Origin of the sequence: Pantoea dispersa (assembly GCF_014155765.1) — a bacterium.
In the GTDB taxonomy this organism is placed as follows: Bacteria; Pseudomonadota; Gammaproteobacteria; order Enterobacterales; family Enterobacteriaceae; genus Pantoea; species Pantoea dispersa.
This window is the reverse complement of record NZ_SCKT01000003.1, coordinates 219,562-240,161: the sequence shown is the minus strand read 5'-3', so window position 1 is coordinate 240,161 and position 20,600 is coordinate 219,562. Positions and strand designations below refer to the sequence as shown.

The following is a 20,600-nucleotide window of genomic DNA, read 5'->3' as shown; positions in this document are numbered from 1 at the left end:
CTCTTCTTTTATATATCTAAGCGTTATATCCCGCGCCAGTCAGCCTACCGCCGCGTCACGCCCTGCTTCACCGTTTCCCGCAAACCCTTTGCACAATATCGAATTTCCGTTGTTGCCGTCTGCGCCCGTAGCTTTTCTTTCTGACCTCACCTCAGGAGAATCGCATGAGCATTCAGTTCCTCGGCATGATTGGCCACCGGCTTGCCTCAGAAATCATTCCCGCGTCCGGCACGTTGTTCGATAAAGATTACATTGCCCGCTTTGCCCGCGCCCATGAAGCGGCCGGCTTCGATCGCATTCTTGTCGGCTACTGGTCCGATCAACCCGATGGCTTTCTGGTCACCGCTCACGCAGCGGCGCATACCCAGAAGATTAAATTCCTGCTGGCGCACCGTCCGGGGTTTGTCGCGCCCACGCTGGCGGCCCGTAAGCTGGCTTCGCTCGACCATCTCACTGACGGCCGCCTGGCCGTGCACATTATCAGCGGCGGCAGCGACAGCGAACAGCGCCGCGACGGTGATTTTCTCAGCAAGGCTGAACGCTATGCGCGCACCGACGAATTTCTCAGCGTGCTGAAACAGAGCCTCGAGTCGCCACAGCCTTACGATCATCAGGGCCGGTTTTACCAGGCTGAGCAGGCTTTCTCTGCCATTAAACCGCTGCAACATAAGCTGCCGATCTATTTCGGCGGATCGTCACCGGAGGCGATTGACGTGGCGGCGCGACATGCCGATGTCTTCGCGCTGTGGGGCGAACCGTTAAAAGGCGCGGCCGAGACGGTACGTAATGTGCGTGCGGCGGCGGCCGCGCAGGGGCGCCAGATTGCGTTTAACATCTCCTTCCGGCCAATTCTGGGTAACACCGAAAAAGAAGCCTGGGAGCGTGCCGAACATATCCGCGCCACCGCAGAGAAGCAGCTGGCGGAGACCGGCTATACCTTTGGTTTGCCGAAGCCGCAGAGTGTCGGTGCGCAGCGTCTGCTGGCGGCGGCGCATGAGAGCGAACGCCACGACAAAGTGCTGTGGACCGGCGTGGCAAAACTGGTGCAGGGCGGCTACAACTCCACCGCGCTGGTCGGCACGCCGGATCAGGTTTCTGAGGCGCTGCTGGATTACTATCGCCTCGGCATTCATAGCGTGCTGATCCGCGGATTTGACCCTCTGAATGACGCGGTGGAATACGGCCGTGAGCTGCTGCCGCTGACGCGTGAGAAAGTGGCTGCGCTCAGCGCAACTGAAAAAAGGAGCGCCTGATGCGTCTCGCCGCTCTGTTTGCCGGTGTTGCGCTGGCCTTCGCGTCACTCCAGCCGCTACTGGCGGCCGATAAAGTCACGCTGCGCCTCGGCGATGTGAAAGGCGATCGTTTTGCCGCCCTGAAAGCCTCGGGCGAACTGAACAATCTGCCTTACGATCTTAAGCTCACCGCCTTTGACTCCGGCGCGCCGGTGCAGGAAGCGCTCAATGCCGGGGCGCTCGACGTTGGCTTTACCGGCGATTTGCCGTTTCTGTTTGTCTATGCGGCAGGCGCGCCGGTGAAAGCCGTGGGTGCCTGGCAGAATAACCCGGACAGCATCGCCCTGCTGACCCGCCCCGACGCCGGCATTCACCGGCTGCAGGATTTAAAAGGTAAGCAGATCGCGGTCAACCGCGGCGGCTGGGGACACTATCTGCTGCTTGGCCTGCTGGAGCGCGCGGGCCTGACGCCGCAGGATGTCACGCTGCGCTTCCTCGGACCGGTGGATGGCCGCGCGGCGCTGACGTCCGGTGCGGTCGCGGCCTGGGCGCCGTGGGAGCCCTATATCGCCACCTCGACCGCCATCGACGGCACGGTGCGCGTGCCGGACGGCGGCGGTAAAGGCATTATGTCTGGTTACTCCTACGCGCTGGCCCGCAATGAAGCGTTGCAGGACGCCGGCAAGCGGGAAGCGATTGCCGACCTGCTGGCGCGACTGGCGAAGGCGCAAATCTGGGCGCAACACCATCCGCAGGAATTCGCCGGCGTGCTGAGCAAAACCCTGAATATGCCCCCCGCCATTACCCGCAGCTGGATTGACGATGCGCGCATCCGCCCGCTGGTGTTTGACACGCACCTGATTGCCACGCTGCAGAAATCCGCCGACTTTTTCCATCGTTATCAGGTGTTGCCAAAACAGGTCGATGTCAGCCAGGCGTTTGACTTCAGCCTGTCCGCCGCCGCTAACCGCATCGCCCAGCACGTGCCGGGAGACAAATCATGAGTGATTATCAGCACCATCGCCTGCGCACCTTCGTCGCCCGGCTGGCCACCCTGCTCGACAGCCAGCCGGACGAAGCGACCATTTTGCGGCAGGGCAGCGGCTGGCTGGCCGAACTGATTCGCCACGATGACTGGCTGGATGAGGCGTTTACCCAGCCCCATCCGCAGCACTATCAGCAATATCTGCTGTATGCCGATGCGCAGCAGCGCTTTTCCGTGGTGAGTTTTGTCTGGGGGCCGGGTCAGCAGACGCCGATTCACGATCACCGCGTCTGGGGCCTGATTGGCATGCTGCGCGGCGCCGAGATTTCACAATCGTGGCAGCCGGGCCCGCACGGTTTACAGGCAGAAGGTGCGCCGGTGCGGCTTGAACCCGGCAGCGTGGAGGCGGTGTCGCCAACGGTCGGTGATATCCATCGCGTCAGCAACGCCTTTGACGATCGCGTCTCCGTCAGTATCCACGTGTATGGCGCGAATATCGGCGCGGTTGAGCGCGCGGTCTACACCGCCGACGGCCACGAAAAACGCTTTATTTCCGGCTACAGCAACCGTTATCTACCTAACATTTGGGACCTTTCACATGACTAAACCGGTTTTCCCGTTTAGCCAGGCGGCGGAACTGCTGACAGCGCTGCGTCAGCAACAGGAAGTGGCGATCATTGACGTGCGCGATGAGGCGCTGTTTGCCACCGGGCATCCGCTGTTTGCCGTCAACATTCCGCTGTCAAAGCTGGAGCTGGAGCTGCTGGACCGCATTCCTCAACGTCACACCGCCATTACGCTGTATGACAACGGCGAAGGCCTGGCGCAGACCGCCGCTGAACGTCTCGCCGCGCTGGGTTATCAGCAGGTCACGCTACTGGCCGATGATTTAGCCGGCTGGCAGGCGGCTGGCGGCGAGCTGTTTATTGATGTTAATTCACCCAGCAAAGCGTTTGGCGAACTGGTGGAACATCATGCCCGCACGCCTTCGCTCTCCGCCGATGAGGTACAGGCGCTGATTAGCGATGATGCCGACGTGGTGGTTTTGGATGCGCGGCGCTTCGATGAATATCACACCATGAGCATTCCGGGCGCCACCAGCGTACCGGGCGGCGAACTGGTGCTGCGCGTGCGCGATTTAGCCCCCTCACCGCGCACCACAGTGATTGTGAATTGCGCCGGACGCACGCGCAGCATTATTGGCACGCAGTCGCTGGTCAATGCCGGTATTCGTAATCCGGTATTCGCGCTGCGCAACGGCACCATTGGCTGGACGCTGGCCGGTCATGCGCTGGAGCATGGGCAGAGCCGCCGCTATGGCAACGCCAGCGAAACCGCGCAACGTCAGGCCGCGAGCCAGGCCCGCGCCATTGCCGATCGCGCCGGCGTGACGCGCATTCCTCTGGCGACGCTGACGCGCTGGCAGCAGGAAGCACGCACCACCTACCTGTTTGACGTGCGTGATGCCGAAGAGTACGCCGCCGGTCATCTGCCGGGCAGCCGCCACGTGGCGGGCGGCCAGCTGGTACAGGAGACCGATCATTACGCCAGCGTGCGCGGTGCGCGTATCGTGCTGGTGGATGATGACGGTGTCCGCGCCAATATGACCGGCTCCTGGCTGGCGCAGCTTGGCTGGCAGGTGGCGGTGCTTGACGCATTGCAGGCCAGCGATTTCAGCGCTGTCGGTAGCTGGCAGCCGCAGGTCGCGCCGGTTGCTGCGCCGGAATCGATCTCCCCCGCGCAGCTGGCCGAGTGGCTGGCGGCTGGCGACACGCAGGTGCTGGATTTCACCACGCTCGCCAATTACCGCAACAGCCATATTCCCGGGGCGGCCTGGCTACTGCGTTCCACCCTGCAGCAGCAGGGCAAGGCACTACTGCCCGATGCTGGCCGCTATGTGCTGACATGCGGCAGCAGTCTGCTGGCCAGCTATGCCGTGGAGCAAATTGCCACGCTGACCGGCAAACCGGTGCGGGTGCTGGCGGGAGGCAATGCAGCCTGGCGCGCAGCCGGTCTGCCCACCGAACAGGGCGAGCAGCGCCTGCTCTCGTCGCCCATCGATCGTTATCGCCGCCCGTACGAAGGCACCGATATTGAACCGGACGTGATGCAGGCCTATCTCGACTGGGAATATGGTCTGGTGGCGCAACTGGATCGCGACGGTACCCACGGTTTTCGCGTGCTACAGCTGCAGCCACAGGCCGTGACGGTTTAACACGGAAAGGCGCTGCAGGTCAGCGCCATTGCGCGCAGCCAGTCGGCGAATGCAACGTCACACTGCGCAAACGGCAGTATTATTATCGGGTTTTGAATACGTTTGTTCTGAACGAACAGAGAATTGGTGGAGATAAGCGGGATCGAACCGCTGACCTCTTGCATGCCATGCAAGCGCTCTCCCAGCTGAGCTATACCCCCACATCTGGAATTCGTTTTTTCAGTGCAAACCGTTGGGAGCGGTTTGGTGGAGCTAAGCGGGATCGAACCGCTGACCTCTTGCATGCCATGCAAGCGCTCTCCCAGCTGAGCTATAGCCCCGTACCGAAAAAACCGCCGAGTTGCCTCGACGGACGGCATAATATGAGACCGCTGTTTGAGTGTCAACGGCAAATTCTCGTTCTGCGTGCGATCGCTGAAAAAGGCGGCAACCCTGTGTCGCCGTGGCTTTTTTTTCAGCGCAGCGCGTACTCGTCATCCCTGCCCTCAGCCGTTATATCAACGCCGCCTCAACGGTGGGCCACGCCGAGGTTAACTTTAGGTTAAAGATGTTAGCGTCAGGCTTGTTTTCGTTAATGGTGCGTGTAAAACTTAGCGCGCTAATTAACCGGTTAGCCGTCCAGGGTATTCACTCGCTAACCGGCCAGCACGTCCTCCTTGTTTAATAAAAGAAAAGTGAACTATGTCGCTGCATACACCTAAAGAGATCGCGCAACTGGCGATTCAGGCCGGCGTGGCTAAAAGCCGTCTGCCGGTTTCCACCTTATTAATTCTTGGCTTTATGGCTGGCGCGTTTATCGCCACCGGCTTCCTGCTCGATCTGCACGTTATTAACCAGCTGCCTGCTGAATGGGGCTCGTTTGCCGGTTTCCTCGGTGCGGCGGTATTCCCGGTCGGACTGATTCTGACCGTGCTGGCGGGTGGCGAACTGCTGACCGGCAACATGATGACGCTGCCCATTGCCTGGTTCGCGCGCCGCATTAGCGGTTTCAGCGTGCTGCGCAACTGGTTTTGGGTCACCATCGCCAATTTTATTGGCAGCGTTGCGGTAGCATGGTTCTTCGGCCATCTGCTCGGCATGACCGAAGGCGACTATCTGAAGAAAACCGTGGCGATCGCCCATGCCAAAGTGAACGCAGATTTTATGCACGCGTTCATCTCCGGCATCGGCTGCAACTGGCTGGTGTGTCTGGCGGTGTGGCTGGCCTTCGCCAGTAAAGATATGGTCGGCAAAATCTTCGGCATGTGGTTCCCGGTGATGGCCTTCGTGGCAATCGGTTTCCAGCACGTGGTGGCCAACATGTTTATCGTGCCTGCCGCAATTTTTGCCGGTCAGATGAGCTGGGCAGAATTTGCACCTAACGTGGTTGCGGTATTTTTAGGCAATGGTGTGGGCGGTGCGATCTTTGTCGGCCTCACCTATTTCCTCGCCTTCCGTCCGGCACAGGCGGCGGTCAGCGAAGCGCAGTAAACCGATTTTGCCTTTTGTCGTACAGCAAAAGGCATTTTCTGCCTTGATTACTTTTCCCCGTAACGTTTTGTTGTAATATGTAGAGCTAATGTATTTAACAGGGACAGCATCGTGAAAAAGGAATGGCTCACTCCCGAAGAGCTCGCGCTGGAAACGGGCTACAGTCGGCAGACGGTGAATAAATGGATCAAGCGTGAAAACTGGACGACCACGCCTAAGCCCGGTGTACAGGGCGGTAAGGCGCGATTAATCCACATTGATGAGCGTGTCAAAAGCTTCATTCAGTCCACCCGCCATGCAAACGAACCGGCGGCAAATTATGGCGCTCAGCAAAATACGTTACCTGCGTTATTAATAAATTCTGTCCAGCAAATGACGGCCACCGAACAGGAACAACTGGCGGCGCTGTTATTGCGGGAAGGGATCAGGGGCGTATTACAGCGGTTAGGAATCCAGGAAGAATAGAAAAGCCGGAAGCAGTGAGATGCTTCCGGCTTTTTTGTTGCCTGCCTCATCACAGCAGCCTGACAGGCCGCTGTTCAGCTCAATCAGGCCTGTGCTTCACGCTCCGCGATGAACGCCAGCGCTTTTTCGATACGCGCCACGCTGCGGCTGCGGCCGATGGCTTCCACCGTCACGTCGAGCCCAGGCGACTGACCGGCACCGGTTACGGCAACGCGCAGCGGCATACCGACTTTGCCCATGCCGAGCTCAAGTTCATCCGCAGCAGCCTGAATGGCGTTATGCACGTTTTCCGCATTCCAGTCGCTGTCGCTGATGGCCGCCAGCTTGTCGCGTACCACTTCCAGCGGCTGACGCGCCACCGGACGCAGATGCTTTTTCGCTGCATCCGCATCAAACGCGTCAAACTCTTCATAGAAGTAGCGGCAGGACGCGGCGATTTCGACCAGCGTTTTGCAGCGCTCACCCAGCAGCGTCACCAGCTTCGCCAGCTCCGGTCCGGTGCGGGTATCGATGTTCTGCTGCTCAATGTGCCACTGCAACTGGGTCGCGACATATTCCGGCGGCAGCGTATTAATGTAATGGTGGTTGAGCCACTGCAGTTTCTCGGTGTTGAAGGCGCTGGCCGATTTGCTCACCGCATCGAGGGTGAACAGTTCGGTCATTTCCGCCACGCTGAAAATCTCCTGATCGCCATGTGACCAGCCGAGGCGCACCAGATAATTAAGCAGCGCTTCCGGCAGGTAGCCGTCGTCGCGATACTGCATGACGCCCACTGCGCCGTGACGCTTGGACAGCTTTTTACCGTCATCGCCAAGGATCATGGATACGTGCGCATAAGTTGGCACTTCCGCACCAATCGCTTTCAGGATGTTGATCTGACGCGGCGTATTGTTGATATGGTCTTCACCACGAATAACGTGCGTGATGCCCATATCCCAGTCGTCGACCACCACACAGAAGTTGTAGGTCGGTGAACCGTCGGTACGGCGGATGATCAGATCATCCAGTTCCTGGTTGCTGAATTCGATCGGACCACGAATCTGATCGTCAAAAATTACCGAACCGTCCTGCGGGTTGCGGAAGCGCACCACGCACGGCTCATCGGCAGCATGATGTTCATGGCTGTCGCGGCAGCGGCCGTCATAACGGGGCTTCTCGCCTTTTTCCATCTGCTCTTCACGCAGCGCGTCCAGACGCTCTTTCGAGCAATAGCATTTATAAGCAGTACCGGCTTCCAGCATTTCGTCGATAACGTCGTTATAACGGTCGAAACGTTTGGTCTGGTAGTACGGGCCCTCATCCCAGTCGAGATTCAGCCAGTTCATCCCATCCATAATGGCTTCGATCGCTTCCGGCGTGGAGCGCTCCAGGTCGGTATCTTCGATACGCAGGACGAATTCGCCCTGGTTATGGCGAGCATAAAGCCATGAGTAAAGCGCAGTACGCGCACCACCGACGTGCAGGTAGCCCGTCGGGCTGGGTGCGAAGCGAGTTTTGATTTTCATTCAGCATTGCCTTAAATGCGCAGGTTTCGTTGTCTGGATGACAAAAAAACGGGTTAACGCGGAAAAACAGTGCGCATATTCTAGCAGGTGAGGCTGATTCCTCAATCACTGTCACGCTGGCGGCGCGGGCAGAAGTGCGTTTTTCTGCTAATAAAACCAGCACATTGGCTAAAAGCGCTGCATGATGTCTAAATTTAAAGCGAACGCACATTTATGTTTTAAAAAGCGTTGACTCACTTCGAAGGATCCCTATAATGCGACTCCACACAGCGGGGGTGATTAGCTCAGTTGGTAGAGCATCTCCCTTACAAGGAGGGGGTCGGCGGTTCGAGCCCGTCATCACCCACCACTCTTAATGAGATGGCCCGCAGTGAACAAGAGATAAGATATGGGTGATTAGCTCAGTTGGTAGAGCATCTCCCTTACAAGGAGGGGGTCGGCGGTTCGAGCCCGTCATCACCCACCATATCTTAGTCAGATGACACTCTTGTTAAGCAGTACCGAAGTGGGTGATTAGCTCAGTTGGTAGAGCATCTCCCTTACAAGGAGGGGGTCGGCGGTTCGAGCCCGTCATCACCCACCACTTCGGGTCGTTAGCTCAGTTGGTAGAGCAGTTGACTTTTAATCAATTGGTCGCAGGTTCGACTGAATCGCCGGGAGCGATTCAGGCTGATGCGCCAGCATCACCCGCAGGGCGAGGCCCCGGATGGGCCGAGGCATATCCTGCACGACCCACCAAATTCAGGAAAAAGCGCCCTCAGGGCGCTTTTTTCGTTTCTGTGCGCCGATGCTGAACGTGCAGGATGAGAACCTGCTGCAGGTTCGACTGAATCGCCGGGAGCGATTCAGGCTGATGCGCCAGCATCACCCGCAGGGCGAGGCCCCGGATGGGCCGAGGCATATCCTGCACGACCCACCAAATTCAGAAAAGAGCGCCCAATGGGCGCTTTTTTCGTTTCTTCACATCCCACTCCCCAGGCTGCCAGTGAAGCTGAAACTGCATTCAACTACGGTTGCACGTTTGGTAGCGGCGCAATTTATTGCGCGATGAATCGCGCCGCTACGAATAATGTGCGATTTGCGATTGCTATATCTGAGCGCTCTTACGTTCTCACGGCGCCTTTTTTCGTTTCTTCATATCCCACTTCCCAGGCTACCAGTTAAGCTGCAACTGCGTTAAACCATGGTTGCACGTTTGGTAGCGGCGCAATTTATTGCGCGATAAATCGCGCCGCTACAAATAGGGTGTGACTTGCGGTTGCCATATCTGACCGCTCTTACGTTCTCAGGGCGCCTTTTTTCGTTTCTTCATATCCCACTTCCCAGGCTGCCAGTTAAGCTGCAACTGCGTTCAACCACGTTTGCACATGTTGTAGCGGCGCAATTTATTGCGCGATGAATCGCGCCGCTACAAATGGTGTGCGATTTGCGGTTGCCTTACCTGGTTGCCCTTACGCCCACCGGGCGCTTTTTTCGTTTCTTCACATCCCACTTCCCAAACTGTCAGTTAAGCTGCAACTGCATTCAACCACGGTTGCACGTTTGGTAGCAGCGCAATTTATTGCGCGATGAATCGCGCCGCTACAAATGGTGTGCGACTTGCGGTTGCCATATCTGACCGCTCTTACATTCTCAGGGCGCTTTTTCGCTTCAGCTGTGAAGAAAGAACCCGCTCAGCCTGAGGCCGTGCCCGCCCTATTCCCTTCCGCCCTCGTTCCTGACGAAACCTTTTCGCAAATTTAACACCTCTCACCCTCAAGCCGCAGCGGCTGCCTTCCGATAACGAAAGGGCACATTTGCAAGGAGAACGTTATGACCACCATTTCGACCAATACCAATATTGGCAGCAGCAGTACTTCCGGCTCCGGAAGCGCATCCGGCAGTAGCGATAGCGCTTCGAAAATCGCCAGCCTGACTAAACAAATCGCCAGTCTGAATGATGAACTGAAAGACATTGCGAAGGACAAAAGCCTGACCGAGAAGCAAAGAAAGGATAAGCAGGAGACGATTAACGCGCAGATTCAGTTGCTGCAGGCGCAAATCCAGCAGTTGCAGAAGCAGGAAAAGGAGAAAGCGGAGCAGAAGCAGGAGAAACAGGAGGTTACTGCAGTGAAAGCGGATGGTATCAACCGCCCAACCGACAGCAACCAACTTGACGTTTATGTTTAAAAAGCCGGATTAAGCGCGCGATCCTGCGTCAGCAGCGCCGCCTGCTGACGCACTTCCTGCCAGATAGCCTCCGCTGCCGGGGTGAGTGACCGATTTTTGCGTTTAATCAGCATCAGGCTGCGATTGATCTCCGGATAGAGCCGGCGCACCGTCAGCTTACGACCAGACGGCAGCGGCAGCGCCAGTGCCGGTAAGATACTGATGCCAATGCCCGCTTCCACCATCGGATAAAGCGTGGCCGGATGGCCAATCTCCTGCACCACCTGCACGTTCAGCGCCAGCCGCTGCAATGCGGCATCGACCAGCAAACGGCTGCCCGACGCGTAATCCTGCAGCACCATAGCGCGACCAGCCAGCATTGACCACTGGGCCTGCGGCACCTGCGCCAGCGCATCATCCTGATGGCACAACAGTAAAAACGGCTCCTGCAGAATCTCCTCGCTATCGAAATCCGCATCCTGCAGCGGACCGATGACGATGCCAAAATCGACTTCCGCATTGCGCACGCTCTGCAATACCCACTGCTGCACGCGGTCGTGCAGAATCACCCGAATGTCGGGGTAGCGCAGCTGGCTGCTGGCCAGACATTGCGGCATAAGATGCGCCGAGGGCGTCTGGCTGGCCGCCACGCGCACCGTGCCGCTGCGCTGCTCGCCATAGCTGCGCACATCGAGCAGAGTGGTATTGAGCTCCTCCAGCAGTCGTTCCAGCCGCGTTGCCAGTTGCTGTCCGGCTTCGCTCAGTAACACCTCGCGCGTGGTGCGATCCAGCAGCCGTACGCCCATCTCCTCTTCCAGCTCTTTAATGCTATGACTGACCGCCGACTGGCTCAGCCCAATCGCCTGCCCTGCCTGGCTGAAACTGCCGTGCTGCGCCACCGCCACGAAGGTGCGCAGCTGTCGTAAGGTGTAATTCATCGATTACGCTCATAGATTAATGCAATAAATCAATTTTATTTCTAAACGCGTCTGACGCACAATCAGCAGCATCATTTATTACATTTAACCGGATTGTAACAATGGGCTTTTTACGACTTGACCCGATGATGGTCAAACTCATCATCACCGTGCTGCTGGCCAGCTTCTTTCCGGCCAAAGGCGGGTTTGTCGATTTCTTCGAATACCTGACCACTGCGGCCATCGCCCTGCTGTTCTTCATGCACGGTGCCAAACTGTCGCGTGAGAAGATCATCGCTGGCAGCAGCCACTGGCGGCTGCATCTGTGGATTATGTGCAGCACCTTCGTGATTTTCCCGATCCTTGGCCTGCTGCTGGTGTGGTGGCATCCGGTCAACGTCGGCGCGGAGATTTACACCGGTTTCCTCTACTTGTGTATCCTGCCGGCGACGGTGCAGTCCGCGATTGCTTTCACCTCCATGGCGGGCGGTAACGTTGCCGCGGCGGTGTGTGCTGCCTCCGCCTCCAGTCTGCTCGGCGTCTTTATTTCGCCGCTGCTGGTTAACCTGGTGATGAATGTGCACAGCGATGCGCCGGGCAACGGTCTGGAGCAGATTGGTAAAATCATGCTGCAGCTGCTGGTGCCCTTTGTGCTGGGCCACCTGGCACGCCGCTGGATTGGTGGCTGGGTGGAGAAGCATCGCAGCCTGATTGGCAAAACCGATCAAACCTCGATTCTGCTGGTGGTCTATTCGGCGTTCAGTGAAGCGGTGGTTAACGGCATCTGGCATCGCGTCGGCGTTGATACCCTGCTGTGGATTCTGGCTGGCAGCCTGCTGATTCTGTTCGTCGCACTGGCGATCAACCTTGGCGCTTCCCGGCTGTTTGGCTTTAGCCGTGCGGATGAGATTGTGGTGCTGTTTTGCGGCTCGAAAAAGAGCCTGGCAAACGGCGTGCCGATGGCCAACATTCTGTTCCCGGCCAGTGCAGTGGGGATTATTGTCCTGCCGCTGATGATCTTCCATCAGGTACAGCTGATGGTGTGCTCGTTCATTGCCCAGCGCTATAAAGCCGGTAATGAGAAGAAGCTGGCGAAGCAACAGATTGAAGCGCAGAAGTCATAAAACATCAGGCCCGCAATTGCGGGCCTGTCACTTATTCACTGCGCTTGAGCGGTTTAACTAAGCCCTGTAAGCCTTCGATTTTGATCGCCAGCGTCAGCTGCATCAGCTCACCCAGTTTGCCGGCGGGAAATTCATTTTTACGCGCAAACCACAGCAGATACTCTTCCGGCACATCGATCAGCATCCGCCCTTTGTATTTGCCAAACGGCATCGCGGTATTGGCAATTTCAACCAGCTGCTGCTTATCCATCTCAGGCGCCCAATAACCGAATCATTTCGGCTTCATCGATCACCGCAATCCCCAGCTCCTGCGCTTTTGCCAGCTTGGAACCGGCAGCCTCACCGGCGATTAGCAAATCGGTTTTTTTCGACACGCTGCCGCTGACTTTGGCTCCCAGCGCCGTCAGCCGCGCTTTGGCATCGTCACGGTTCATCTGCGACAGCGAGCCAGTCAGTACCACGGTTTTTCCGGCGAACGGGCTGTCGATCTCTTCGGCTTTGACCACCACCACCGCCGGCCAGTGCACGCCCACCTCCTCCGTCAGCTGGCGGATCACTTCACGGTTACTCTCTTCTTCCATGAAGTTGCGCACGTGCGCTGCCACCACTTTGCCGACGTCCTGTACCGCGATTAACGCATCGAGATCGGCGTTCATGACCTTTTCCAGCTCGCCAAAGTGGTTCGCCAGGTTGGCCGCCGTCGCCTCACCCACTTCGCGGATGCCGAGCGCATACAGGAAGCGCGGCAGCGTGGTGAATTTGGCTTTTTCCAGCGCGTCCACCACGTTTTGCGCCGATTTCGGCCCCATGCGGTCCAGTCCGGTCAGCTTGCCGGCGGTGAGACGGAACAGGTCGGCCGGGGTTTTGACGTACTCTTTTTCCACCAGCTGGTCGATGATTTTATCGCCCATGCCGTCCACGTCCATCGCACGGCGTGAGACAAAGTGCTTCAGCGCCTCTTTACGCTGCGCGCCGCAAATCAGCCCGCCGGTACAGCGCGTTACGGCTTCGCCTTCCACACGCTCTACGTCAGAGCCGCACACCGGACAGTGGCTGGGAAACACAATCTCGCGCGCATCCGCCGGACGTTCGGATTCCACCACGTTGACCACCTGCGGAATCACGTCACCGGCGCGACGAATCACCACTTTGTCACCGATACGCAGCCCCAGCCGGGCGATTTCATCGGCGTTGTGCAGCGTCGCATTACTGACTATCACGCCCGCGACCTGCACCGGTTCGAGGCGCGCCACCGGCGTAATCGCGCCGGTACGTCCGACCTGAAACTCGACGTCGCGCACCACCGTCATCTGCTCCTGCGCCGGGAACTTGAATGCCACCGCCCAGCGCGGTGCGCGCGCCACAAAGCCCAGCTGCTCCTGCAGCGCCTGCGAGTCGACTTTGATCACCACGCCGTCAATATCAAAGCCGAGTGACGGACGGTCCTGCTCAACCTGACGATAAAACGCCAGCACTTCATCCGCGGTGTGCACCAGGCGAATCCGATCGCTGACCGGTAATCCCCAGGCCTTAAACTGTTGCAGACGCTGCCAGTGGCTGGCAGGCATTTCGCCGCCCTCCAGCAGGCCAAAGCCGTAGCAGAAGAAGGTCAGCGGACGTTTCGCGGTGATACGCGGATCGAGCTGGCGCAGCGAGCCGGCCGCCGCATTACGCGGGTTGGCAAATACTTTGCCGCCGGTGCGTCGCGCTTCCTCATTCAGCTTCTCAAAGCCGCTTTCAGTCATAAATACTTCGCCGCGCACTTCTACCCGCGCCGGAATATTGTCGCCGTGCAGGCGCAGCGGAATGGCGTGAATGGTGCGTACATTCGCCGTGATGTTTTCGCCGGTGGTGCCATCGCCGCGCGTGGCGGCTCGCACCAGCAGGCCGTTTTCATACAGTAAACTCACTGCCAGACCATCCAGCTTCAGCTCGCAGCAATAGGTGAGATCGTCAGTGCTTTTCAGGCGATCCTGCACGCGCTTATTGAAGGCAAGAAATCCGGCTTCATCAAAGGTGTTATCGAGCGACAGCATCGGCACTTCGTGGCGCACCTGTTCAAAGGTGGCAAGCGGTGCCGCGCCTACGCGCTGGGTGGGAGAATCCGGGGTGATTAAATCGGGATGCGCGCTCTCCAGCTCACGCAGTTCGCGCATCAATCGGTCATATTCTGCATCCGGGATTTCCGGCGTATCCATCACGTGATAGAGGTATTCGTGGTGGCGTAACGTGGTGCGCAGCGCGGTGATCTGCTCCTGAACCGATGTCATATTCTCTCGTCCGATAAAAAACCCCCGGCAAGCGGGGGTTATTTAGTTAAAGGGTGATACTGCTGGCGGCGTTTAGCCAATAACCTCGCGGATGCGTGCTTTGTAGGTTTCCAGCTTTTGTGGTGTCATCATGCGACGCTCATCATCCAGCACTACGCCACCGACATCATCGGCGATGCGCTGTGCCGATTGCAGCATCAGCTTAAAGTTCTGATTGGCGTCACCGTAGGACGGCACCATCATAAAGATTGAGACGCCCGGCGTGGTGAAATCGCCCATTTCATCCGGATTGAACGAACCCGGTTTGACCATGTTCGCCAGGCTGAACAGCACCGGACCGCTACCGGCCGGGCTGAGATGGCGATGGAAAATGTTCATTTCACCAAACTGGAAGCCAGCCTGCAGAATGCCCTGCAGCAGCGCTTCACCGTTCAGTGCGCCACCGGCATGCGCGGCAACGTGCAACACCAGCACCGCTTCTTTTTTACTGCCCGGCGCAGCGGGCTGCGGTTGCGGTGCAGCTTCCTGCACAGGCGCAGGTTCAGGTTGTTTAACCTCCGGCTCGGCGGCGGTAAACTCCGGTGCCGGCTGGGTGGCGGACAGCGGTTCATTATCCAGCAGCGGATCGGCCTGAATCGGTTGTGGCTGTGGCACGGGCTGCGCCACCGGCGCCTGCGGTTGTGGCGCAGGTGCAGGCTGACGTACCGGCTCATCGTCCAGCAGCGGATCGCCGCTTAACGGCGTTTCCTTGCGTGGGAACGGCTGACGCACCGGTTCCGGCGCACGCGGAGCAGCAGGTTTGGTGACCGGCGCATCGAACTGCGGCTCGTCTTCGGCATCACGCTGACGACGCACGCGTACTTCGCCGACGCCATCGTCTTCGCTGTTCAGCAGATCATCGTCATCCGCTTCTTCACGCTGTTTCAGACGTTTGTGCGGGCGATCGCGAAACACGGAAGAGCGCTCTTTACGGCTGGTCCACAGTCCGTGAAGAAGCAGCGCTATTATGGCGATCGCGCCAACAACGATTAATATCAGACGCAAATCCTGCATCATTGTATTCTCTGTTGTTCCAATACCTTGCCACCACGGCAAACTTTATCCTCTAACTGTATTTGCCCAGCTACACAAGTGCAAGTCTGTGCAGTATTTTCTGACAAATAAGATAGCTGCCCCACGCTTTTTTGCTGTTTTTTCGCGCAAAGTGCGCCTGTCACCGATAAAAAGCCAGGTTATGATGTTGGCGCCGCTACATAAAGGAGAAAGGCTCGCTATGCCCGCTGAGAATTCGGTCTCATCCATGAATGGTATTCATTATTTTGCCCAGGGCTGGAAACTGGTGCGTCTGCCCGGTATCCGCCGCTACGTCATCATCCCGCTGCTGGTGAACATTGTGCTGCTGGGCGGTGCGTTTATCTGGCTGTTTCAGCGCCTCGGCCAGTGGATTCCACAGCTGATGTCGCACGTGCCGGACTGGCTGCAGTGGCTGAGCTATCTGCTGTGGCCGCTGTCGGTGATTTCGATTGTGCTGGTATTCAGCTATTTCTTCTCCACCATCGCCAACTGGATTGCCGCGCCGTTTTGCGGCCTGCTGGCGGAGCAGCTGGAAGGTCGTCTGACCGGAAAACCCCTGCCGGACAGTGGCTGGCTCGGCATGATGAAAGACATCCCGCGCATCATGAAGCGCGAGTTACAGAAGCTCGGCTACTATTTGCCGCGCGCGCTGGGCCTGCTGCTGCTCTATTTTATCCCCGGCTTTGGCCAGACCGTGGCACCGGTGTTGTGGTTTCTGTTTAGCGCCTGGATGCTATCAATACAATATTGCGACTATCCGTTCGACAACCACAAAGTCAGTTTTCCTCAGATGCGTAACGCGCTGCGTCAGCATAAAACCGCCAATATGCAGTTTGGCGCGCTGGTCAGTCTGTTCACCATGATTCCGATCCTCAATCTCGCCATCATGCCGGTCGCGGTATGCGGCGCGACCGCCATGTGGGTCGATCGCTACCGCAGCCAGCATGCGCGTCATCTATAATGCATCAAAAAGCCTTATGCATTTTTGCATCAGGCTTATGGTCGCAGGCTATATAGATATACGATTTCTTTCCTTCCGCCGGGGGTCAGAACAGGTATGCTCTGAGGGTTCCCAATATTTCATACAGTTAAGGACGGGCTATGAGTAAGATCTATGAAGACAACTCTCTGACAATTGGTCATACGCCGCTGGTTCGACTGAACCGCATCGGTAATGGACGCATTCTGGCGAAGGTCGAGTCGCGTAACCCGAGCTTCAGCGTTAAATGCCGTATCGGTGCCAATATGATTTGGGACGCAGAAAAACGCGGTATTCTGAAACCGGGCGTTGAGCTGGTAGAGCCAACCAGCGGCAACACCGGCATTGCGCTGGCCTATGTCGCCGCTGCGCGCGGCTACAAGCTGACGCTGACCATGCCTGAGACCATGTCGATTGAACGTCGCAAGCTGCTGAAAGCGCTGGGCGCCAATCTGGTGCTGACCGAAGGGCCAAAAGGCATGAAGGGCGCCATCGCTAAAGCAGAAGAGATTGTTGCCAGCGATCCGGACAAATATGTGCTGCTGCAGCAGTTCAGCAACCCGGCCAACCCGGAAATTCACGAAAAGACTACTGGCCCGGAGATCTGGGAAGACACTGACGGCGCCGTAGACGTTTTCATTGCCGGCGTGGGCACCGGCGGTACGCTGACCGGCGTGAGCCGCTACATCAAGAACACCAAAGGCAAGCAGGATTTGATCACCGTGGCCGTTGAGCCTACGGATTCCCCAGTCATCGCGCAGGCGCTGGCGGGAGAAGAGATCAAACCGGGCCCGCACAAGATTCAGGGCATCGGTGCCGGTTTTATTCCGGGCAACCTTGACCTGAAACTGATTGACCGCGTGGTGGCCATCACCAATGAAGAAGCGATCAGCACCGCGCGTCAGCTGATGGAAGAGGAAGGCATTCTGGCCGGTATCTCTTCCGGTGCAGCGGTGGCGGCTGCCCTTAAGCTGCAGGAAGATGAAGCCTTCGCCAATAAAAATATCGTGGTGATTCTGCCCTCTTCCGGCGAACGCTATCTCAGTACCGCACTGTTTGCCGATCTGTTCACCGAAAAAGAGCTGCAACAGTAAACGACAGAGTCTGAAAATGATGAAAAAAGCACCCAAATGGGTGCTTTTTTGTGGCGCAGATCTCACTTTTACCACCGGGCAGATTGATTTCAGTGATGCGGCTCTGGTATTTAAGCAGCCAATTATTTCGGTGCCTGAAATTAATCTGCCTTTGAAGTGGATCAAGCTGAATCGATTTACTGATTTGGTGAAACGGCGAATCACGGCATAATCAGCAGAGTGACGTATTGCAGCAGTTTTGATCCGTCATCGAAAAAATGACTTTTTCATTCAAGCGCATTTTTTGGTCAGCGTGATGCCGTACCAGCGCACCTACACAGGCTAAAGTTACGGCTCCAGGCTAGACTTTAGATCCATAACACCAAACCTGATAAAGTTGGGGAAATAGAATGTTCCAGCAAGAAGTTACCATTACCGCACCTAACGGCCTCCATACCCGTCCTGCAGCTCAGTTCGTGAAAGAAGCGAAGGCTTTCCAGTCTGAAATCACCGTGACCTCTAACGGCAAATCTGCCAGCGCGAAAAGCCTGTTCAAACTGCAGACTCTGGGTCTGACTCAGGGTACGGTTGTTACGCTTTCTGCAGAAGGTGAAGACGAGCAGCAGGCGGTTGAGCATCTGGTCAAACTGATGGCTGAACTGGAGTAATTCCGCTCCGGCAAGCCATTAAACCGACTCCTTTGCCCCATTGAGTGCAATTATGTTGATCGCGGACAACCTGTCCGCGTTATTGCTTCCTTAGAGTACTGCTCCGCGACAGTGGCAACGCATTGGGTCAATGAGCCATCGTGATTAAAAGGTAGAGTTATGATTTCAGGCATTTTAGCATCACCGGGTATCGCTTTCGGCAAAGCACTGCTGCTGAAGGAAGACGAGATCGTCATCAGCCGTAAAAAGATTACTGACGACCAGGTTGAGCAGGAAGTTCAGCGCTTCCTCGACGGTCGCAGCAAAGCAGCCGGGCAGCTTGAAGCCATCCGTGTGAAAGCCGGTGAAACCTTCGGTGAAGAGAAAGCGGCGATCTTTGAAGGTCACATCATGCTGCTCGAAGACGAAGAGCTTGAGCAGGAAATCATCGACCTGATTAAAAAAGATCACGTAACCGCTGACGCCGCCGCCCACTCTGTGGTTGAAGGCCAGGCAAAAGCGCTGGAAGAGCTCGACGACGAATATCTGAAAGAGCGCGCGGCTGACGTACGTGACATCGGCAAGCGTCTGCTGCAGAACATTCTGGGTCTGCATATCGTTGACCTGAGCGCCATTGCTGACGAATCCATTCTGGTGGCGAAAGATCTGACGCCATCCGAAACCGCACAGCTGAACCTGAAAAAGGTGCTGGGCTTTATTACCGATCTGGGTGGCCGTACTTCACACACCTCGATCATGGCGCGTTCGCTGGAGCTGCCTGCGATTGTCGGCACCGGTAACGTGACCGCTACCGTGAAAAACGGTGATTTCCTGATTATCGATGGCGTGAACAACAAGATTTACGTCAATCCGACCGACGACGTGCAGGAAGAGTTGAAAGCGATTCAGACGCAGTATCTGTCTGAGAAGCACGAGCTGGCGAAACTGAAAGATCTGCCAGCGATTACGCTGGACGGCCATCAGGTTGAAGTATGCGCCAACATCGGTACCGTGCGTGATGTCGCCGGTGCTGAGCGCAACGGCGCGGAAGGTGTTGGTCTGTACCGTACTGAATTCCTGTTCATGGACCGCGATTCGCTGCCAAGCGAAGAAGAGCAGTTCCAGGCTTACAAAGCCGTGGCGGAAGCGATGGGTTCCCAGGCCGTGATCGTGCGTACTATGGACATCGGCGGCGACAAAGATCTGCCGTACATGAACCTGCCAAAAGAAGAGAACCCGTTCCTCGGCTGGCGTGCGATTCGTATCGCCATGGACCGCAAAGAGATTCTGCATGCCCAGCTGCGCGCCATTCTGCGTGCGTCTTCCTTCGGCAAACTGCGCATCATGTTCCCGATGATCATCTCGGTGGAAGAAGTGCGCTTCCTGAAGGCTGAACTGGAGATGCTGAAGGCACAGCTGCGTGAAGAAGGTAAAGCCTTTGATGAGTCCATTGAAGTGGGCATCATGGTGGAAACCCCGGCTTCCGCAGTGATTGCCCGCCATCTGGCGAAAGAAGTCGACTTCTTTAGTATTGGGACAAATGACCTGACGCAGTATACTCTGGCGGTCGATCGTGGTAATGATTTGATTTCACACCTCTATAACCCAATGACGCCATCTGTACTGGGCCTCATTAAGCAAGTGATCGACGCATCACATGCCGAAGGGAAATGGACCGGCATGTGTGGTGAGCTGGCTGGTGATGAACGTGCTACACTACTGTTACTGGGAATGGGGCTGGACGAATTCAGCATGAGTGCCATTTCAATCCCAAGCATCAAGAAGATCATTCGCAATACCAATTTCGAAGATGCGAAGGCACTGGCAGAGCAGGCTCTGGCTCAACCCACAGCGGAAGATTTGATGAACCTGGTGAACAAGTTCATCAAAGAAAAAACGCTCTGCTGATCCACGAGACGCTGGCCCCAAATTACTGCTTAGGAGAAGATCATGGGTTTGTTTTCTAAACTTTTTGGCGATAAATCAGAGAGCGCGTCAGGGACTATCGATATCGTTGCGCCTCTGTCAGGCGAAATCGTGAATATCGAAGACGTACCTGATGTGGTATTCGCAGAGAAAATCGTCGGTGATGGTATCGCCATCAAACCTACTGGCAACAAAATGGTTGCACCAGTGGATGGCACTATCGGCAAGATTTTCGAAACCAACCACGCGTTTTCTATCGAGTCTGATAACGGCATCGAACTGTTTGTGCACTTCGGTATCGACACGGTAGAACTGAAAGGTGAAGGCTTCAAACGCATCGCTGAAGAAGGCCAGAAAGTGAAAAAAGGCGATGTGGTGATCGAGTTTGATCTGCCGCTGCTGGAAGAGAAAGCCAAATCCACGCTGACCCCGGTCGTGATCTCGAATATGGATGAGATCAAAGACCTGGTGAAACTCTCCGGTCAGGTTACCGTGGGCGAAACGCCGGTTATCCGCATCAGGAAGTAAACCGCGCTGATTGCGTGAAAACGGCACCCAATGGGTGCCGTT

General features: G+C 56.7%; 19 protein-coding genes, 6 tRNA genes and 1 other RNA gene. 19 read left to right on the top strand and 7 right to left on the bottom strand.

Going from position 1 to position 20,600, the window contains the following annotated elements:
• Nucleotides 1–164 precede the first annotated feature (164 nt).
• From H7K56_RS11180 to H7K56_RS11165, 4 genes are read left to right on the top strand one after another with little or no spacing between them, the layout of a single operon-like run.
• Entirely contained in the window at nt 165–1,253 is a 1,089-nt protein-coding gene (locus H7K56_RS11180; protein WP_021508245.1) for an LLM class flavin-dependent oxidoreductase, read from the top strand.
• Nucleotides 1,253–2,236 (top strand): ABC transporter substrate-binding protein, encoded by a 984-nt coding sequence (locus H7K56_RS11175; RefSeq protein WP_150361609.1) that lies wholly within the window; start codon nt 1,253–1,255, stop codon nt 2,234–2,236. The genes H7K56_RS11180 and H7K56_RS11175 overlap by 1 nt, the downstream gene beginning before the upstream one ends.
• Nucleotides 2,233–2,823, top strand: a complete 591-nt coding sequence (locus H7K56_RS11170; RefSeq protein ID WP_058770806.1) for a cysteine dioxygenase family protein — start codon at nt 2,233–2,235, stop codon at nt 2,821–2,823. The genes H7K56_RS11175 and H7K56_RS11170 overlap by 4 nt, the downstream gene beginning before the upstream one ends.
• A complete protein-coding gene (locus H7K56_RS11165; protein WP_150361610.1) occupies nt 2,816–4,432 on the top strand; it encodes a rhodanese homology domain-containing protein in 1,617 nt (538 codons plus the stop codon). The genes H7K56_RS11170 and H7K56_RS11165 overlap by 8 nt, the downstream gene beginning before the upstream one ends.
• 124 nt (nt 4,433–4,556) lie before the next feature.
• Here H7K56_RS11165 and H7K56_RS11160 read toward each other — a convergent pair.
• Nucleotides 4,557–4,632 (bottom strand) — tRNA-Ala (locus H7K56_RS11160).
• Nucleotides 4,633–4,676: 44 nt separating this feature from the next.
• A tRNA-Ala gene (locus tag H7K56_RS11155) sits at nt 4,677–4,752 on the bottom strand.
• 361 nt (nt 4,753–5,113) lie between these two features.
• On the opposite strand from H7K56_RS11155, the gene H7K56_RS11150 reads away from it, so the two are divergent.
• Together H7K56_RS11150 and H7K56_RS11145 are read left to right on the top strand one after the other, a co-directional pair.
• Nucleotides 5,114–5,902, top strand: a complete 789-nt coding sequence (locus tag H7K56_RS11150; protein WP_021508241.1) for a formate/nitrite transporter family protein — start codon at nt 5,114–5,116, stop codon at nt 5,900–5,902.
• A 111-nt stretch (nt 5,903–6,013) separates the two neighbouring features.
• Complete coding sequence (locus tag H7K56_RS11145; RefSeq protein ID WP_058758359.1) at nt 6,014–6,367, top strand: YfeC-like transcriptional regulator; 354 nt, start codon at nt 6,014–6,016, stop codon at nt 6,365–6,367.
• An 83-nt stretch (nt 6,368–6,450) separates the two neighbouring features.
• Here the strand turns inward: H7K56_RS11145 and gltX are convergent, their stop codons facing one another.
• The gene (gltX, locus tag H7K56_RS11140) at nt 6,451–7,872 is read right to left on the bottom strand and encodes a glutamate--tRNA ligase (RefSeq protein ID WP_132464861.1); all 1,422 of its coding nucleotides are present in this window, start codon (nt 7,870–7,872) and stop codon (nt 6,451–6,453) included.
• A 273-nt stretch (nt 7,873–8,145) separates the two neighbouring features.
• Here gltX and H7K56_RS11135 point away from each other — a divergent pair.
• From H7K56_RS11135 to H7K56_RS11110, 6 genes are all read left to right on the top strand, one after another.
• Nucleotides 8,146–8,221, top strand: a tRNA-Val gene (locus H7K56_RS11135).
• A 41-nt stretch (nt 8,222–8,262) separates the two neighbouring features.
• Nucleotides 8,263–8,338 (top strand) — tRNA-Val (locus tag H7K56_RS11130).
• Nucleotides 8,339–8,379: 41 nt separating this feature from the next.
• Nucleotides 8,380–8,455 (top strand) — tRNA-Val (locus H7K56_RS11125).
• Nucleotides 8,456–8,459: 4 nt separating this feature from the next.
• Nucleotides 8,460–8,610: transfer RNA gene (locus H7K56_RS11120), tRNA-Lys, on the top strand.
• Nucleotides 8,611–8,654: 44 nt separating this feature from the next.
• A non-coding RNA gene (locus H7K56_RS11115) (RtT sRNA) lies at nt 8,655–8,791 on the top strand.
• Nucleotides 8,792–9,684: 893 nt separating this feature from the next.
• Entirely contained in the window at nt 9,685–10,041 is a 357-nt protein-coding gene (locus H7K56_RS11110) for a FlxA-like family protein (protein ID WP_021508090.1), read from the top strand.
• Here H7K56_RS11110 and H7K56_RS11105 read toward each other — a convergent pair.
• Nucleotides 10,038–10,958, bottom strand: coding sequence for a LysR family transcriptional regulator (locus H7K56_RS11105; RefSeq protein WP_150361611.1), 921 nt, complete (start codon nt 10,956–10,958; stop codon nt 10,038–10,040). The genes H7K56_RS11110 and H7K56_RS11105 overlap by 4 nt on opposite strands.
• A gap of 101 nt (nt 10,959–11,059) precedes the next feature.
• Between H7K56_RS11105 and H7K56_RS11100 the strand changes: the two genes are divergently transcribed.
• Entirely contained in the window at nt 11,060–12,061 is a 1,002-nt protein-coding gene (locus H7K56_RS11100; RefSeq protein ID WP_021508088.1) for a bile acid:sodium symporter family protein, read from the top strand.
• A 31-nt stretch (nt 12,062–12,092) separates the two neighbouring features.
• On the opposite strand, the gene H7K56_RS11095 is transcribed toward H7K56_RS11100, so the two are convergent.
• The 3 genes from H7K56_RS11095 to zipA all read right to left on the bottom strand — a co-directional run bounded on the left by H7K56_RS11095 (nt 12,093) and on the right by zipA (nt 15,387).
• Nucleotides 12,093–12,311 carry a DUF3820 family protein gene (locus H7K56_RS11095; RefSeq protein ID WP_021508087.1) on the bottom strand — a complete coding sequence of 73 codons (219 nt, stop codon included), beginning with the start codon at nt 12,309–12,311 and terminating at the stop codon, nt 12,093–12,095.
• 1 nt (nt 12,312) lies between these two features.
• Complete coding sequence (ligA, locus tag H7K56_RS11090) at nt 12,313–14,331, bottom strand: NAD-dependent DNA ligase LigA (protein ID WP_058758355.1); 2,019 nt, start codon at nt 14,329–14,331, stop codon at nt 12,313–12,315.
• Between the two features lie 72 nt (nt 14,332–14,403).
• Entirely contained in the window at nt 14,404–15,387 is a 984-nt protein-coding gene (zipA, locus tag H7K56_RS11085; RefSeq protein WP_150361612.1) for a cell division protein ZipA, read from the bottom strand.
• Nucleotides 15,388–15,604: 217 nt separating this feature from the next.
• Here zipA and cysZ point away from each other — a divergent pair, with 217 nt between their 5' ends.
• From cysZ to crr, 6 genes are all read left to right on the top strand, one after another.
• Entirely contained in the window at nt 15,605–16,366 is a 762-nt protein-coding gene (cysZ, locus tag H7K56_RS11080; protein ID WP_127834407.1) for a sulfate transporter CysZ, read from the top strand.
• A gap of 140 nt (nt 16,367–16,506) precedes the next feature.
• Entirely contained in the window at nt 16,507–17,478 is a 972-nt protein-coding gene (cysK, locus tag H7K56_RS11075; protein ID WP_021508083.1) for a cysteine synthase A, read from the top strand.
• Nucleotides 17,479–17,494: 16 nt separating this feature from the next.
• Nucleotides 17,495–17,689, top strand: coding sequence for a hypothetical protein (locus H7K56_RS11070; RefSeq protein ID WP_021508082.1), 195 nt, complete (start codon nt 17,495–17,497; stop codon nt 17,687–17,689).
• A gap of 178 nt (nt 17,690–17,867) precedes the next feature.
• Nucleotides 17,868–18,125, top strand: coding sequence for a phosphocarrier protein Hpr (ptsH, locus tag H7K56_RS11065; RefSeq protein WP_007889063.1), 258 nt, complete (start codon nt 17,868–17,870; stop codon nt 18,123–18,125).
• A gap of 159 nt (nt 18,126–18,284) precedes the next feature.
• A complete protein-coding gene (gene ptsI, locus H7K56_RS11060; protein WP_021508081.1) occupies nt 18,285–20,012 on the top strand; it encodes a phosphoenolpyruvate-protein phosphotransferase PtsI in 1,728 nt (575 codons plus the stop codon).
• Nucleotides 20,013–20,054: 42 nt separating this feature from the next.
• On the top strand, nt 20,055–20,558 hold the full coding sequence (gene crr, locus H7K56_RS11055; protein WP_010617547.1) for a PTS glucose transporter subunit IIA: 504 nt from the start codon (nt 20,055–20,057) through the stop codon (nt 20,556–20,558).
• Nucleotides 20,559–20,600 lie beyond the last annotated feature (42 nt).

Bases quoted from the DNA above. Each gene is read 5' to 3' on its own strand.
- H7K56_RS11180 (WP_021508245.1), top strand. From the start codon at position 165: ATGAGCATTCAGTTCCTCGGCATGATTGGCCACCGGCTTGCCTCAGAA.
- H7K56_RS11175 (WP_150361609.1), top strand. From the start codon at position 1,253: ATGCGTCTCGCCGCTCTGTTTGCCGGTGTTGCGCTGGCCTTCGCGTCA.
- H7K56_RS11170 (WP_058770806.1), top strand. From the start codon at position 2,233: ATGAGTGATTATCAGCACCATCGCCTGCGCACCTTCGTCGCCCGGCTG.
- H7K56_RS11165 (WP_150361610.1), top strand. From the start codon at position 2,816: ATGACTAAACCGGTTTTCCCGTTTAGCCAGGCGGCGGAACTGCTGACA.
- H7K56_RS11150 (WP_021508241.1), top strand. From the start codon at position 5,114: ATGTCGCTGCATACACCTAAAGAGATCGCGCAACTGGCGATTCAGGCC.
- gltX (WP_132464861.1), bottom strand. From the start codon at position 7,872: ATGAAAATCAAAACTCGCTTCGCACCCAGCCCGACGGGCTACCTGCAC.
- H7K56_RS11110 (WP_021508090.1), top strand. From the start codon at position 9,685: ATGACCACCATTTCGACCAATACCAATATTGGCAGCAGCAGTACTTCC.
- H7K56_RS11105 (WP_150361611.1), bottom strand. From the start codon at position 10,958: ATGAATTACACCTTACGACAGCTGCGCACCTTCGTGGCGGTGGCGCAG.
- H7K56_RS11100 (WP_021508088.1), top strand. From the start codon at position 11,060: ATGGGCTTTTTACGACTTGACCCGATGATGGTCAAACTCATCATCACC.
- H7K56_RS11095 (WP_021508087.1), bottom strand. From the start codon at position 12,311: ATGGATAAGCAGCAGCTGGTTGAAATTGCCAATACCGCGATGCCGTTT.
- ligA (WP_058758355.1), bottom strand. From the start codon at position 14,331: ATGACATCGGTTCAGGAGCAGATCACCGCGCTGCGCACCACGTTACGC.
- zipA (WP_150361612.1), bottom strand. From the start codon at position 15,387: ATGATGCAGGATTTGCGTCTGATATTAATCGTTGTTGGCGCGATCGCC.
- cysZ (WP_127834407.1), top strand. From the start codon at position 15,605: ATGCCCGCTGAGAATTCGGTCTCATCCATGAATGGTATTCATTATTTT.
- cysK (WP_021508083.1), top strand. From the start codon at position 16,507: ATGAGTAAGATCTATGAAGACAACTCTCTGACAATTGGTCATACGCCG.
- H7K56_RS11070 (WP_021508082.1), top strand. From the start codon at position 17,495: ATGATGAAAAAAGCACCCAAATGGGTGCTTTTTTGTGGCGCAGATCTC.
- ptsH (WP_007889063.1), top strand. From the start codon at position 17,868: ATGTTCCAGCAAGAAGTTACCATTACCGCACCTAACGGCCTCCATACC.
- ptsI (WP_021508081.1), top strand. From the start codon at position 18,285: ATGATTTCAGGCATTTTAGCATCACCGGGTATCGCTTTCGGCAAAGCA.
- crr (WP_010617547.1), top strand. From the start codon at position 20,055: ATGGGTTTGTTTTCTAAACTTTTTGGCGATAAATCAGAGAGCGCGTCA.